The organism is Mesorhizobium sp. M3A.F.Ca.ET.080.04.2.1, from assembly GCF_003952525.1.
Lineage (GTDB): Bacteria > Pseudomonadota > Alphaproteobacteria > Rhizobiales > Rhizobiaceae > Mesorhizobium.
Map to the genome: position 1 here is coordinate 4,431,550 of NZ_CP034451.1, position 15,103 is coordinate 4,446,652.

Sequence of the window (15,103 nt, forward strand, 5' to 3'; positions counted from 1 at the left end):
TCCTGGCCGGGCGAGATGGCCCGGACCTCATGGTCAGAAGGATACCACCAAACACGGCGAAGGCGAGGCGGGTTCCAAAATTCGTGAAGAGCTTACCCCGGCCTGTGGTCAGAAATTCGCGGGGTTGGTGTTGGAGCCGCACACCAGAACGGCGACTTTCTCACCTGACGCCGGCGCATAGCGCCCGGAAAGCAGCGCCGCGAAGGCCGCCGCACCGCCGGGCTCGGCGATGATTCGCGCACGATCCCAGAGCGCTTTCTGCGCTGCGACGATGTCGTCGTCGCTGACCAGGATCGCCCGTTCGACGAAGGCCTCGGCGATCGGAAACATCATCTCGCCGACGCGCTTGGCTGCCAGCGAGTCGGCGGCGACGCCCTCGGCCGGGGCATCGACCGGGCGGCCGGCCTCGAAGGCCTTATAAAGCGTCGGCGCACCCTCAGGCTCGATAGCGACGATACGGATGCGACCGGAGAACCAGGCGGCAATGCCGCCGATCAGGCCGCCGCCGCCGACGGCGACCAGCAGCGTGTCGATCTCGGGCAGGTCAGCTTCGATCTCGAGGCCGAGCGTGCCCTGGCCGAGCAGTGTTTCTTCCTGGTTGAAGGCATGAATCTGCAAGGCACCGGTCTTTTCGGCGAAAGCCTCGCTGGCGACGAGCGCCTCGGCATAGCGCGCGCCGCCGACAACCAGTTCGGCGCCATAGCCGCGGATGCGCTCGCGCTTGGCCGGCGGGCTCACTTCCGGCACGAAGATGGTGGCCTTGTGCGCCAGCTTCATGGCTGCATAAGCGACCGCTGCACCATGATTACCTCCGGACGCCGCGACGACGCCGGCCGCCGGAACCGGGCGCTCGAGCAGATTGGTGAAAGCGCCGCGGGCCTTGAACGAGCCGGAATGCTGCAGGCATTCGAGCTTGAGGGCGACCGGGAAGGCCGGCCGGCTGAAATCCGCCATGTCGACGCGCATCACCGGGGTGTGGCGCACATAAGGCCGGATACGCGGTTCGACGGCCGCGATCCCTTCGCGCGTGATCTTGCTGTTCGACATGCATGGCTCCTCGGATGGACGTCCGCCGCACGGACGGGACCGCCCGGCAAATATGACCTATTTCAACCAGTCCGGCAGCGAATCCAGTCCGATCAGTTCGTCATAGGTCTGGCGCGGCCGCACGACATGGAAGCGGTCGCCGTCGACCAGCACTTCGGGCACCAGGAGCCGGGAGTTGTAGGTGCCCGCCTGCACCGCGCCATAGGCGCCGGCGGTGGCGATGGCGATCAGGTCGCCGGACTTCAGCCTCGGCAGGTCGCGATCATGGCCGATGAAATCGCCGGTCTCGCAGACCGGGCCGACGATATCGACGGTGAGGCGCGGCGTGGCCGGGGGCTGCTGCACCACCGGGCGGATGTCGTGGAAGGCGTCGTAGAGGGTCGGCCGGATCAGGTCGTTCATCGCGGCGTCGACGACGAGGAAGTTCTTGGCGTCGCCTTCCTTGAGGTAGATCACCTCGGAGACCAGGATGCCGGCATTGCCGACAATCAGCCGGCCGGGCTCGAACATCACCTTCAGGCCGAGCTTGGCGACGTGCTTGCGCACGATCTCGGCATAGGCGTCGGGCAGCGGCGGCGGGCTGTTGTCGACACGGTATGGGATGCCGAGGCCGCCGCCGAGGTCGACATGCTCGATCGCATGACCGTCGGCGCGCAGCGTCCCGACCAGTTCGACCAGCAGCGCGAAGGCATCGTCGAAGGGCTGCAGTTCGGTGATCTGGCTGCCGATATGGGTGTCGATGCCGGTGATCCTGATGCCCGGCAGTTCGGCCGCACGCGCATAGACCTGCCGTGCCCGCTGCCAGGGAATACCGAACTTGTTCTCGGCCTTGCCGGTGGAGATCTTCTTATGGGTCTTGGCGTCGACATCCGGATTGATGCGCAGCGAGACCGGCGCCACCTTGCCGAGCGCTACGGCGCGGTCCGAAAGCAGCTCCAACTCCGGCTCGGACTCGACGTTGAAACAGAGGATGCCGGCGGCGAGTGCGAAGTCCATTTCGCGCGCGGTCTTGCCGACGCCTGAAAACAGGATCTTGCTTGCCGGGATGCCGGCGGCCAATGCGCGGCGCAATTCGCCTTCCGAGACGACGTCGGCGCCGGCGCCCAGCCTGGCGAGCGTCTTCAGCACGGCCTGATTGGAGTTGGCCTTCATGGCGTAGCAGACCAGCGCGTCGAGGCCGGCAAAAGCCTGCTTGAAGACGCGGAAATGCCTGGTAAGCGTCGCCGTCGAATAGCAGTAGAAGGGCGTGCCGATCTCGACCGCGATGTCCGAGATCGCGACATCTTCGGCGTGCAGAACGCCGTCACGGTAGTCGAAATGGTTCACGAGAGTATTCCGGTCAGTTGGAGCGCGATGAGATCGAGCGATCTCCTCGGCTCTAGAGCAAGGGATCGAGGATGAACTTCTTGTCCTTGACCGGTTTTTCCGGCTCGGGCGGCAGCGGCTGCTTTTCCCGCTCCGCATCCTTGCGCGCCTGCTCGGCCGCTTCATACGGGGTGTCGAGGCCGCTTTTCCTGCCGCAGGCCGTGACGGTGACAACCGCTGCCAGCAACGCGAGCGTCACCAAAATCCTGCTTCCGGTCATCGATCCATCCGTTCCAAACTGTCTTTCTTGTGCTGCCGCTTTTAGCCGAGTTCTGAGCGCAATGCATCCTGGCAAAATCAGGCCTCGTTATTCATCCAGCCGGTGAATGTACACGCCAAACTCAGACGTGGCGGAAAAGTGAAAACTCCCGGCGCTTTTGGGACCTATGCCGAAGCCGTCGTTAGCCTTCTCATCAGCAACCGCTAGGATAAGCTCTGCGAGAAGATGCAACGCCCGCGCGGACCCTTGTATGAGGATCTTTGTATCGCCACCGTCGGTGTCGGGGAGAACGGCCAGACTCAGGTTGGACTTTTGGCCGCTGTAGCGTTTGAAAATCTCGTCGGTTTGCATCCCTCAGCCCTTCACGCCTTCGCCAGCCGCTTTTTCCAGTAGCGAATCTGCTTCCTCACTTCGGACGGCGCGGTGCCGCCGAAGCTGACGCGGCTCTTCACCGAATTCTGCACGGCAAGCACCGAAAAGATACCCTCGGTGATGCCGGGATGGATCGATTGCAGATCCTCCAGCGAGAGCTTCTCCAGGCCGACCTTCTTCTCCTCGGCGAGCGCCACGGCGCGACCGGTGACGTGATGGGCCTCGCGGAACGGCAGGCCGAGATTGCGCACCAGCCAGTCGGCAAGGTCGGTGGCGGTGGCATGGCCGGCGCCGGCCGCCTTCTTCATGGCGGCGGCGTTCACGGTCATGTCGCGCACCATGCCGGTTGTTGCAGCCAGCATCAGGTCGAGGGTCTCGGCGGCGTCGAAGACCGATTCCTTGTCTTCCTGCATGTCCTTGCCGTAGGTGAGCGGCATGCCCTTCATCACCGTCAGCAGGCCGACGAGGTGGCCGTTGAGGCGGCCGGTCTTGCCGCGCACCAGTTCGGCGGCGTCCGGGTTCTTCTTCTGCGGCATGATCGAAGAGCCGGTGGAGAAGGAGTCCGACAGCCTGATGAAGCCGAATTGCGGCGTCGACCAGATGATGATCTCCTCGGCAAGCCGCGACAGGTGGGTGCCGCAGATCGCGGCGAGCGACAGGAATTCGAGCGCGAAGTCGCGGTCCGAGACGCTGTCGAGGGAATTGCGCATCGGCTCGCGGAAGCCCAGCGCCTTGGCAGTCATATGGCGGTCGATGACGAAGCTGGTGCCGGCAAGGGCGGCCGCGCCGAGCGGGCTTTCGTCCATGCGCTCGATGGCGTCCCGGGCACGCGAAAGATCGCGGCCGAACATCTCGACATAGGCCATGCAGTGATGGCCGAAGGTCACCGGCTGCGCGGCCTGCATATGGGTGAAGCCCGGCATCACCGTTGCCGCATGTTCTTCGGCGCGCTCCAGGAAGGCGGCAATCAGGTCCTTCAGTGCCTGCAGGACGCGCTGGCATTCTTCCTTGACCCAGAGCCTGAGATCGACCGCCACCTGGTCGTTGCGCGAGCGAGCCGTGTGCAGGCGCCCGGCGGCCGGGCCGATCAGATCGGCGAGGCGCGCCTCGACATTCATGTGGATGTCCTCGAGCCGGGTCGAGAATTCGAATTGGCCGGCGTCGATCTCTTTCAGGATCGTGTTCAGGCCGTGAGCGATTTTTTCTTGATCGGCCGCGGAAATAATGCCCGTCTGCGCTAGCATCTCGCTATGGGCGATCGATCCGCGGATGTCCTGCGCATAGAGCTTGCGGTCGAACCCGATCGACGCGTTGATCGCTTCCATGATCGCGGCCGGACCCGAGGCAAAACGTCCGCCCCACATCTGGTTGCTGGCCTTCTTGTCGCTCATCGCTATAACCCGTGCTCCGGAACAGTTTTGAGAAAATGGCAGACGGTAATCGATTCTTCCCGGCCCCGCGCCTGATCCTCGCCGCTTTGGTGGCGGGCGTGCTGGCCGGCGCGGTCGCGGTATATGTCAGCGAGAGCGGTTCTGGCAACAACGCCCAGACCCAGGCGGCAGCAGCCGACGGCAAGGACGATGCCGCCTGCAAGACCAAGGCGGGCCGCGCCAAGGAAATCGCGGCGAAGGCGGTCGGGCAGGTGGCGGCGCTGCAGCCGGCGGACCCGCCCCAGTCGCTGAAGAGCCTCGCCTTCAATGGTCCCGACGGCAAGCCGATGACGATCGCCGACCGGGCTGGCAAGACGATGCTGCTCAATCTTTGGGCGACATGGTGCGCGCCCTGTCGCGCCGAAATGCCGGCGCTCGACACGTTGCAGAAGGAAAAGGGCAGCGATGCCTTCGAGGTCGTCGCCGTCAATGTCGACACCGGCGACGACGCCAAGCCGAAAAAATTCCTCAAGGAGATCGGCGTCGAAACGCTCGGCTATTACCGGGATTCGACCATGGGCCTGTTCAACGAGACCAAGGCGCGGGGACTGGCGCTGGGCTTGCCGGTGACGATGCTGATCGACGGCGAAGGCTGCCTGATCGCGCATATGAACGGCCCGGCGGAATGGTCGAGCCCCGACGCCAGGCGACTGGTGGAAGCCGCGCTGGCACGGTGAACATCGGAAAAGCAATCCGTCGGTTGTTCGTAGTCCGTCACGCCACAAAGTCAGCTTGAGCGCAGGGCGGCGGCGGGCTGCAGCGTGAGCATGCCGCCACCGCGAGGCGCGGCGTGACCGCCTGCCGGTGCCGGCGTGCCGGTCAACTCTGCGAAGGTTTCGATCGGGCCCGGCCTGCCCAGATAATATCCCTGTCCGATCGCGCACTCCTCGGCATCGAGAAAGCGCAGTTCGCCCAGCGTCTCGACGCCCTCGGCCAGAACCGGCAGGCCGAGACCACGCCCCAGTCCGAGCACGGCGCGCACGATGGCCGCGACCTGGCGGTTGCTGTCGACGGATTTGACGAAGGAACCGTCGATCTTGATCTTGTCGAATGGAAAGGCGCGCAGGTTGGACAGCGAAGAATAGCCGGTGCCGAAGTCGTCCATCGCCACGCGGACACCCAGCGCCTTCACCTGCCGTAAGGTCGCCAGGGCGCGCGGCATGTCCTTGATCAGCGCCGTTTCCGTCACTTCGAGCTCGAGCCTACCGGCGGGAAGGCCCGATCGCAGCAGGATCTCGTGCACCTTGCGGCTGAAATTCGGGTTGTGGAGCTGAACCGCCGAAATGTTGACGGCGACCGTCAGCGGATTCTTCCAGCGCGCAGCCTCCTCGCAAGCCGTCGCCAGCACCCATTCGCCGATCTGGGCGATGGAGCCACTGTCTTCGGCCACCGGAATGAAGACGGCCGGCGGGATGTCGCCGCGCTGCGGATGGTGCCAGCGGAGCAGGGCTTCGAACCCGATCATCCTGCCGCTGCTGATCTCCTTCTGCGGCTGGTAGACGAGGCGAAACTCGTCGCGGGCCACCGCCTGGCGCAGATCATGTTCCATGACGCGCTTGTCGCGCGCCTCCGCGCCCATCGATGCCTCGAAATAACGATAGGTGTCTTTGCCTTCGGCCTTTGCCCGATAAAGCGCGGTGTCGGCGTGGCTGACCAGCGCCGCCTGCTCATCGGCGTCGAGCGGGAAAAGGGCAATGCCGATGCTGGCCGACACGAACTCGGCGCCGGGCGACAGCCGGCTTTCCTCGCGCAGGGCGGAAAGCACCGTCTCGGCGATGCGGCCGGCGGCCTGCGGATCGGAAAGGTTCGGGGCAATGATGGCAAACTCGTCGCCGCCCAGGCGGGCCAGCATCTGGCCGGGACGGAGCACGCTCGAAGCGCATTGCGCGGTTCTTTGCAGCACCGCGTCGCCGGCCGCGTGGCCGAAGAGATCGTTCACTTCCTTGAACCGGTCGAGATCGAGCAGCATGAGCGCGAGTTGGCTGCCCGTGCCGCCGCGACCTGCCGCAGCGATCTCGGCCTCGAGCCGGCTGGTGAAGCTGCGGCGGTTGGCGAGGCCGGTCAGCGGATCGTAGTGCGCCAGCCGCAGGATCTCCTGCTCGGCCTTCCTGCGCTCGCGGACGTCGCGAACGGCGACAACATTGTGCGGCCTGCCGCAATAGTCGATGGTCCGGGCGATCAGTTCGACGGGGATGCGGCATCCGTCATGGCCTCGCAACTCGGTCTCCTGCGCCTGGCCGTTGCCGCCGGCGATGCTGGCGGCGATACGCTCGCCGAACAGGTCGCCAAGGCTCATCGTATTCAATGTTTCGTCGGCGATGCCGCTCAGAGCCGCGATGCTGTCATTGGCGCTGACGATGCGTGCACCGTCGCAGACGATCAGGCCCTCAACGGCGGCATTGGCCAGCCCGTGCATGCGTTCGGCCTCGACCCTGTGGCGGCGGAAACGCAGATCGATCCAGAGTGCAGCGGCCGAGAGCACCAGGATGACCAGACTTGCCGCTGCGGCGGCGAAGGCCTGAGACATAGGCTCGATGGTGTATTTGGAAATCTCGATCGAGCTGTCCGGGAAGATCGAGACGGCAGCCATGGCGATGAAATGGAGCGTGCAGATGGCCAACGTCAGCAGGACGGCGGCCGCGGCCGTCGCCAATGTCGAGGGACGGCGCAGCACGACGAACAGCGCCAGCGCGGCAAGCGTGACGCCGGCGACCAGCGAAACCGCGACCAGAAGCTGGTTCCAGACGATCCTGCCCTGCACCTCGAAAGCCGCCATGCCGGTATAATGCATGGTCGCGATGCCGACTCCGAGCACGGCACCGCCGACAAGGTAGTGATCGATCCCGCCGCGCACGGTGGCTATCCACATTCCGGCGGCAGTCAGGACAATGGCGGCGGCCAGGGAAAGCGCGGAAAGCTCCGCATTGTAGGCGTTTGGTATCCCGGGCGTGAAGGCGATCATGGCGATGAAGTGCGTCGCCCATATGCCGAATCCGGTCGAAGCTGCGGCAATCATCAGCCAGGCATGGCGATTTCTGTTCGTCGATTGCTCTACATGGCGAAGAAGGTTAACCGCGGAGAAAGATGAGATACCACAAATCAGCGCTGCAAGTGCCACCAGTCTCAGATCATGCTCAAGCACGATACAGTTATAGACTGTCAACATCTTGCATCACCTGATCTTCCCGCTTCAATCAAGGGCAATGCGACTATCAATAGTGCCCAACGGCTGAACAATCGATTAATTCATCTGCAACCACAGCGTGTCTTTTCAGGTTGTATATAAGAATAACTGGCCGCTCTGGTCAGCGGCAATAGGCGCGCAGAGCCGCGACCGCGCTGGGTCAGGGAAAAACGTGCGCCTTGCCCGAAACGGTGAGTCGCACGATCTCGCCGATGGCGGGCGCGTCCATGCCCGGCTTGCGCAGGATGAGCGGCGTGTTGCCGATCGCGGCCGCATCGGGCGGATCGGGGCTGTTGAGCAGTCTGACCGCAATCGTGCAGATGGAGCCGGCAAACTCCGATTCCGTCACCTCGCCGAACAGCATTTCCGGCGTGCCAGACATGCCTTCCTGAGAGGTGCGCTTGAGCAGGACCTGTTCGGGCCTGAGCATGATGCGGGCGACGTCACGCCGTTCGGCGGTGTCGACGGCGATGCGGCCGAGCGGCGAAATGGCAAAACCGTCGGCGATCCTCGCCGGCACGATGATGGCGTCGCCGAGGAATTCGGCGACCATCCTGTCCTTGGGCTGGAAATAGAGCTCGCGCGGCGTGCCGACTTGCGAGAACAATCCGTCGCGCATCACCGCCACCTGGCTGGCGAAGGACAGCGCCTCGGCCTGGTCATGGGTGACGAGGATGGTGGTGATGCCGGCTTCCTCCAGCAGCTCGGCCACCGCCTTGCGCATCGAGGCGCGCAGCCCGGTGTCGAGCGCCGAGAACGGCTCGTCGAGCAGCATCAGCCGCGGCCGCATGGCCATGGCGCGGGCAAGGGCGACGCGCTGCTGCTGGCCGCCGGAGAGCTGATGCGGCCGCCGCTTCAGGATCGCCTTGTCGAGCCCGACGATATAGGCCAGCTCGACGATGCGCTCGGCGCGCTTGTCCTCGCCGCGCGCCATGCCGAAGCCGATATTGTCGGCAATGGTGAGATGCGGAAACAGGGCACCGTCCTGCGCGACGACACCGATGCCGCGGCGATGCGCCGGCACGGCGGCACCGCCATTGGCGAGCACCTTGCCGTCGAGCGAAATGCGGCCGCGATCCGGCGCCTCGAAGCCGGCGATCAGCCTGAGCAGGGTCGTCTTGCCGCAGCCGGAGGGTCCGACGATCGCGGTGCGGCTGCCGCTCGGCACGCTCAGATCGACGCCGGCGAGCGCTGCAACCCGGCCATACTGCTTGGCGACGCCGCTGAGTTCGAGGAAGCTCATCGTCCGGCCATCCGCTTCGACTGGACATAGAGCAGCCAGGTCATCGGCAGCGACATCGCCACCATGATCAGAGCGTAGGGCGCGGCGGAGGCATAGTCGATCTCGCCGCTGTAGGACCAGAAGGCCATCGCCAGCGTTCGGGTGCCGTTCGGCGCCAGCATCTGCGTGGCGGTGAGCTCGTTGGTGATGCCGAGCGCAACCATCGCCATGCCGGCGGCCGCGCCAGGCGCCGAGAGGCGGATCGTCGTCGACCACAGCGCCTTGAGGGGCGGGCGGCCGAGGCTCGAGGCGGCGCGCTCGAGCTCCACCGGCGCCTGGGCGATCGAAGCGCGCAGGCTGATGAGCGCACGCGGCAGGAACATCAGGGCATAGGCGAACAGGATGGTGAACAGCGTCTGGTAGAGCGGCATGGCGACGCGCACGGTAATGGTCACCAGCGCCAGCGCGATCACCACGCCCGGCAGCGATCCGACGATGTAGTTGCAGCCTTCGAGAAGACGCTGCAAAGGGCCCGGCGCGCGGATCGAGACCCATGCCATCGGCATGGCAGCGACGGTGGCAAGCAGCGCGCCGGCGAGCGCCAGGACGAGAGTCTGGCCCAGCGCCAGGCCGATTTCATCCCAGCGCCAGACCTCGAGCCCACCGGCCAGCAGCCAGCGACCGACGGTGACGAAGGGCACCCCGATCGAGAGCAGCGCGGTGACGGCAAGCAGCATCAGGCAAGGGAGCGCGGCCCGGCCGAGGCGGGTGCGCTGCTGCTGGCGCGCGGCGCCCGAGCCGACGCGGGCGTAGCGCTCCTCGCCGCGCACCAGCACTTCGAGGCCGAGCATGACGAAGCAGCAGGCGACCAGCACCGCGGCCAGCATGTTGGCGGCCGGGCCGTTGAAGGTCGACTGGAACTGATCGACGATCGCCGTGGTGAAGGTGTCGAAACGGATGAAGACGTAAAGGCCATATTCGGCGAGCAGATGCAGGCCGACCAGCAGCGCGCCGCCGCAGATGGCCAGCCTCAGTTGCGGCAGCACGACGCGTGCGAAGACGCGCCAGGGCCCGAGGCCAAGAGCGGCGGCGGCGTCTTCCAGCGCGGGATCCAGCCGGCGCAGCGCCGCGGAAATGGGCAGATATAGAAACGGGAAATAGGCGATGACGGAGATGAGCACGCCAGCCCCCAGGCCGTGCAGGCCCGGCACCAGGCTGATCCAGGCATAGCTATGGACGAAGGCCGGAATGGCCAATGGCGCGACCGACAGCCATGACCACCAGCGCCGGCCGGGCAGGTCGCTGCGCTCGGTCAGCCAGGCCAGCGCCACCGACAGCACGATGGCGATCGGAACCGCCACCACGACGAGAAGGATGGTATTGACCAGAAGCTCGCCAACACGCGGACGGAAGATCAGCGCCGCCACCGTCTCCCAGCCGGTCTGGATCGCCACCCAGACGATAAAGGCAAGCGGCAGCAGGGCAATCATCGACACCAGCGCCGCCGCGAGCAGGGTCCAGGACACGGACCGCCGGCGCTGCCGCAGTCCGGCAGCCGGCAGGCCTGCATGCGGGACGCCGATCGCCGAATGCATCAGGCAGACAGCCTGGCAGTCGCCGAGTGACGGAAGCGATCGGGCGAGCCGCGGAAGCGGCTCCAAACGCAGCTGTTCGTCATCGACGACGCTACCTCCAAAACAAGACGCTCCCGCGGAAAGCGAATTCCCGCAGGAGCACGGTCGGCTGCCCTTTTAGGACCTGCGCGAACTAAAGCAAGCCGGCTGCCGTCATCAGGTCGGTCACCTTCTTCGAGTTCAGCTTCGCCGGATCGACCTTCGGCGCCTGCAGATCGGCGAGCGGCACCAGCTTCGGGTTGGACGCGGCGCTCTTGCCGACCGCATATTCGAAGGACGTGCCGTTCTTCAGCACCTCCTGGCCGCCCTTGCCGGTGATCCACTTCAGGAACGCCTGCGCCTCCTTCGGATGCTTGCTGGAAGCCAGCACGCCGCCGCCGGAGACCGATACGAAGGCACCCGGATCCTGGTTCTTGAAATAGTGCAGGCCGACGTTCTTGCTGTTCTCGCCGGTCTTCGCCTGATCGCCGAAATAGTAGTAGTGATAGATCACGCCGCCATCGATCTCGCCGGCATTGACGGCCTTCATGACCGTGTTGTTGCCCTTGTAGGCGGTAAAGTTCGTCTTCATCGCCTTCAGCCAGTCGGCGGTCGCGGCCTCTCCCTTGAGTTCGAGCAAGGCGCTGACGATAGCCTGGAAATCGGCGCCAGCCTGCGAGGCGGCCCACCGGCCTTTCCAGCTCGGATCGGCAAGATCAAGCAGCGACTTGGGCAATTGGTCTTCCTTGAGCTTGTCCTTGTTGTAGACAAAGACGGTGCTGCGGGCGGCAACGCCGACCCATTTGCCGCTCGAGGGCTGGTACTCCTGCGGAACCTGGGCCTGTGTGTCTGCATCGACCGGCGCGAACAGCCCCGCCGCCTCGACCAGCGTCATGGCCGGCGAATTCTCGGTCAGGAAGACGTCGGCAGGCGATGCCGCGCCTTCGGCAACGATCTGGTTGGAGAAATCGCTGTCGCCACCGTTGCGCAACGTGACCTTGATGCCGGTTTCCTTGGTGAAGCCTTTCACCCATTCCTTGGCCAGGCTCTCATGCTGGGCATTGTAGACGACGATGCCTGCGTCCTCGGCAAGGGCCGGGCCCGCCGCCAGGCTGAGCGCCAGCACGGTCGCGCCGGCGAGGGTGGAAAACGATAGTTTCATGGGCATCGTCCTCAATTTGGAGACATGGATCAGGCTCGGCTGCACCTACCTATACCTGAATATAATAGTCAACATTGCGGCCCTGCTTCATTCGGTCGCCGGGGCGCAAACTTTCGTGATTTCCCGGCAGTTTGGCTTGGACATTATTTCGCCGGCCACGTAACAAACCAGGGCCGCAGCGCGAATTTCGGGGGTGAACTCTTGTGACCGGCAAGGACGAGGCCGAGCTCTCCCGGCTCCTCAGAGCCGCGATCGCGGGAGACGAAAGGGCTTACGCGGACTTTCTGCACCGGATAGCCGCTCTCATTCGCGGCTTTGTCCGGCGCAAGATCGTACAGGGCGGGGTCGACCCCGAGGATGTCGTGCAGGAAACCTTGCTGGCCATTCACGTGAAACGGCATACATGGCGCGAGGACGCCGCGGTTCTGCCGTGGGTCTACGCGATCGCCCGTTTCAAGCTCATCGACGCGTTCCGCCGTCGCGGGCGCCGCATCGAGATCGAGATCGACGAGATCGCGGAAACATTCGCCGAGCCGGAAAGCGAGACGGTCAGCGAGCGCGACATAAACCGCGCCCTCGACGGCTTGCCCCCGGCACAACGCTCGGTGGTCTCGGCGATCTCGGTCGAAGGCCGCTCAATCGGAGAGACAGCGTCCAAGCTGGGGGTCAGCGAGACGGCAGTGCGCGTTTCGCTGCACCGCGGCCTTGCCGCCATCGCGAAGAGGTTCGGACGACAATCGACATGAGGACCGAGGATCTCATCAGGGCGCTCGACGCCGATGCGCGCAGCAAGGCGATGCCGCTAAACGCGGCCTGGCTGTTGGCGCTTGCCGGGGCCGCCGTAATCGCGGCGGCGGCATTCTGGATGACCATCGGCCCGCGCCCCGACTTCATGGCGGCCGCGCACACGATGCGCTTCCTCGCCAAATTCGTCTTCACGATCGTGCTCGCCGCCGCCGCCTTCGCGCTGAGCCGCGCGCTGTCCACGCCTGGTGCTTCCACGCGACGGGCGATGGCCTGGATGGTCGCCGCGCCGTTGCTCGTCGTGGTTGCGGTGGTCCTGGAGCTTCTTGCGGTGCCCGAGGCCGAATGGGGCAGGCGGCTTGTCGGGTCCAACATGATGATCTGCATGGCGTTCATCCCGCTGATCGGCGTCGGCCCGCTGGCGATCTTCCTGTGGATGCTGCGCTATGGCGCGCCGGCGCGTCCCGTGCTGGCCGGCGCGGTCGCCGGCCTGCTCGCCGGCGGGCTGGCGGCGACCTTCTATGCGGCGCATTGCTTCGACGATTCGCCGCTGTTCGTCGCCACCTGGTACACGATCGCAATCGCCTTTCTGGCCGCGCTCGGCGCGATCGGAGGCCGGTTCTTCGTGCGCTGGTAAGGCCGCGCAACCGATCCTTAATCATGTCGGAAATTGTTTGCCGGTTGACCGGCCAGCCGCTGCCGTGGGTGCAACCATTCCTTAAAATCGATCGGCGAAGGTTCTATCGGAACGTGCAGACGCAGGGGTGGAACGCATTGTGAGGCGGTTGAACTGGAAGGCTCTTCGGGCGGAAAGGTATGCCGCGCCGGGGCTGGTGACGGCCAGCGTGATCGCCACGGCCACTGCCGTCCTGTCGCCGCGGCTGGAACTTGGCGCCGAGACGCTGAAACTCTGCCTCCAGCTCTCGATTGCCATGGCGGCAGGCGCGGTGTTTCTCGCGGCAATGTTCATCCGGCAGATCGCCGACGACCGCCGTCAGATCGCCGAGAGCGAGCAGCGCTTCCGCCGGGCTATGGAAGACTCGGCGATCGGCGTCGCCATCGTCGGTCTCGACGGCCGCATCCTGCAGACCAATCCCGCCTTTGCCGCCATGCTCGGCTACAGCCGCGCGGAAATCGAGGCGCTGACCTTCTTCCAGATCACCCATCCCGAGGATCTACAGATCGGAAGGGAGACGATGCTCGCTCTCAAGGATGGCAAGATCGATTCCTTCCATTTCGAAAAGCGCTACCTCAAGAAGGACGGAACGCCCGTGTGGGCGCAGCTTGCCGGATCGGTGATCCGCGAAGAGGAAACCGATCGCCCGCTCTATCTTGTCTCCCAGATCGAGGATATCGACGCACGCAAGCAGGCGGAGGCGCGCATCGCCGAAGCGGAGACCCGCTGGAATTTCGCGCTGACCAGCGCCGGGCAAGGCGTCTGGGACCTCGACATGCGCAAGGGCGGCACGACCTATTCCACGACCTGGGCGAACATGCTGGGCTATGCGGATGGCGAAATGGACGGCGACCCGGATCGCTGGCTGACGATGATCCATCCCGACGACCGCGCCCTGGTGGCCGAAGCGGACCGGGCGCATCTAGCCGGCGAAACGCCGTACTTCGAGGCGGAGTTCCGGATGCGTCACAAGGATGGCCACTGGATATGGATCCTCGACCGCGGCAAGGCGATCGAGCGCGACAGCGAGGGAAAGCTCATCAGGGCCATCGGCAGCCTGACCGACATCACCCAGCGCAAGGAGGCCGAAGCGCGTCTCATGGTCTCGGCGGCGATGCTGGCCGACGAGAAGGAGCGTCTCAGGGTCACCCTGCAATCGATCGGCGACGCGGTGATCTGCACGGATGCCGCCAACCGCATCACCTTCATGAATCCGGTGGCCGAAAAGCTGACGGGCGTTGCCGCCGCCGAGGCGCTGGGCAAGACTCTCGGCCACATCTATTGGGCGGTCGACGAGGAAACCGGGCAGCGGATCGGCATGGCACGGCCCGCGGCCGGCAGCCTGGGCCCCATCGACCAGAACAGCCGCGCCGTGCTGATCCGTCGCGACGAAACGCGCTGCAGCATCCGCCAGGTCGTGTCTCCGATCATGAACGACCGCCACGAGTTCTGCGGGCTGGTCATCGTCTTCCAGGATTTTACCGACGCGCGAGCGCTGCAGCGCCAGCTGGCCTATGCCGCGGCCCACGACGCGCTGACCGGATTGGCCAACCGCCCGAGCTTCATCCAAACCATGGAAGGGCTGATCGATCAGAGCCTGCGAGACGGCAGCGCCCATCAGTTCATGTTCATCGACCTCGACCATTTCAAGGCGGTGAACGACACCGGCGGCCACGCCGCGGGCGATGCGCTGCTGAAGCGCGTCGCCGACGCAGTGCGCAGCGTGCTCGGCCCCGAGGACATCGTCGCACGCCTTGGCGGCGACGAGTTCGCGGTCATCCTGAAGTCGGGATCGTCCGCCGGTGGCGAGAGCGCGGCGCGGTCCATCATCGACGCCATCCGCAACTTGAACTTCAAGTGGGACGGACGCCCGCATTCGATCGGCGCCAGCATCGGGCTGGCGCCGATCCGCGCCGGCTGCGGCGAGGTGGACGAGATCATCGCCCGCGCGGATGCCGCCTGCTATGTCGCCAAGGCGGCAGGACGCGGATGCGTCTCGGCGGCGCCGGACGAGGCCATCAGCGAAAGCCTCGCGCCGACACCGCTTGCCGTGGCCTCCTGAGGGGAA

General features: G+C 65.2%; 13 protein-coding genes. 4 read left to right on the top strand and 9 right to left on the bottom strand.

The features are described from left to right. Window positions 1–108: 108 nt before the first annotated feature. The 5 genes from EJ074_RS21185 to argH all read right to left on the bottom strand — a co-directional run bounded on the left by EJ074_RS21185 (window position 109) and on the right by argH (window position 4,395). Window positions 109–1,047 carry a threonine/serine dehydratase gene (locus tag EJ074_RS21185; RefSeq protein ID WP_095804500.1) on the bottom strand — a complete coding sequence of 313 codons (939 nt, stop codon included), beginning with the start codon at window positions 1,045–1,047 and terminating at the stop codon, window positions 109–111. 57 nt (window positions 1,048–1,104) lie between these two features. After that, a complete protein-coding gene (gene lysA / locus EJ074_RS21190) occupies window positions 1,105–2,373 on the bottom strand; it encodes a diaminopimelate decarboxylase (protein ID WP_095804499.1) in 1,269 nt (422 codons plus the stop codon). 52 nt (window positions 2,374–2,425) lie between these two features. Further along, window positions 2,426–2,632, bottom strand: coding sequence for a lipoprotein (locus tag EJ074_RS21195; RefSeq protein ID WP_095804498.1), 207 nt, complete (start codon window positions 2,630–2,632; stop codon window positions 2,426–2,428). Between the two features lie 87 nt (window positions 2,633–2,719). After that, window positions 2,720–2,983, bottom strand: a complete 264-nt coding sequence (locus EJ074_RS21200; RefSeq protein ID WP_095804497.1) for a hypothetical protein — start codon at window positions 2,981–2,983, stop codon at window positions 2,720–2,722. A gap of 11 nt (window positions 2,984–2,994) precedes the next feature. Next, on the bottom strand, window positions 2,995–4,395 hold the full coding sequence (gene argH / locus EJ074_RS21205; RefSeq protein ID WP_095804496.1) for an argininosuccinate lyase: 1,401 nt from the start codon (window positions 4,393–4,395) through the stop codon (window positions 2,995–2,997). A 35-nt stretch (window positions 4,396–4,430) separates the two neighbouring features. Between argH and EJ074_RS21210 the strand changes: the two genes are divergently transcribed. Continuing rightward, window positions 4,431–5,111, top strand: coding sequence for a TlpA disulfide reductase family protein (locus EJ074_RS21210; RefSeq protein ID WP_095804495.1), 681 nt, complete (start codon window positions 4,431–4,433; stop codon window positions 5,109–5,111). A 50-nt stretch (window positions 5,112–5,161) separates the two neighbouring features. Here the strand turns inward: EJ074_RS21210 and EJ074_RS21215 are convergent, their stop codons facing one another. From EJ074_RS21215 to EJ074_RS21230, 4 genes are all read right to left on the bottom strand, one after another. Further along, entirely contained in the window at window positions 5,162–7,600 is a 2,439-nt protein-coding gene (locus EJ074_RS21215; protein ID WP_129553716.1) for an EAL domain-containing protein, read from the bottom strand. Window positions 7,601–7,778: 178 nt separating this feature from the next. Further along, complete coding sequence (locus tag EJ074_RS21220; protein WP_095804493.1) at window positions 7,779–8,861, bottom strand: ABC transporter ATP-binding protein; 1,083 nt, start codon at window positions 8,859–8,861, stop codon at window positions 7,779–7,781. Then, on the bottom strand, window positions 8,858–10,435 hold the full coding sequence (locus EJ074_RS21225) for an iron ABC transporter permease (protein WP_129553717.1): 1,578 nt from the start codon (window positions 10,433–10,435) through the stop codon (window positions 8,858–8,860). The genes EJ074_RS21220 and EJ074_RS21225 overlap by 4 nt, the downstream gene beginning before the upstream one ends. A gap of 172 nt (window positions 10,436–10,607) precedes the next feature. After that, window positions 10,608–11,615: an iron ABC transporter substrate-binding protein gene (locus tag EJ074_RS21230; RefSeq protein ID WP_095804491.1), complete on the bottom strand. Its 1,008-nt coding sequence runs from the start codon at window positions 11,613–11,615 to the stop codon at window positions 10,608–10,610. Between the two features lie 203 nt (window positions 11,616–11,818). On the opposite strand from EJ074_RS21230, the gene EJ074_RS21235 reads away from it, so the two are divergent. From EJ074_RS21235 to EJ074_RS21245, 3 genes are all read left to right on the top strand, one after another. Beyond that, entirely contained in the window at window positions 11,819–12,361 is a 543-nt protein-coding gene (locus tag EJ074_RS21235; RefSeq protein WP_095804490.1) for a sigma-70 family RNA polymerase sigma factor, read from the top strand. Further along, a complete protein-coding gene (locus EJ074_RS21240) occupies window positions 12,358–12,996 on the top strand; it encodes an NrsF family protein (protein ID WP_095804489.1) in 639 nt (212 codons plus the stop codon). Before EJ074_RS21235 ends, EJ074_RS21240 begins: the two co-directional genes overlap by 4 nt. A gap of 139 nt (window positions 12,997–13,135) precedes the next feature. Further along, a complete protein-coding gene (locus EJ074_RS21245; protein ID WP_245454742.1) occupies window positions 13,136–15,097 on the top strand; it encodes a PAS domain S-box protein in 1,962 nt (653 codons plus the stop codon). The last annotated feature ends 6 nt before the right edge of the window (window positions 15,098–15,103 follow it).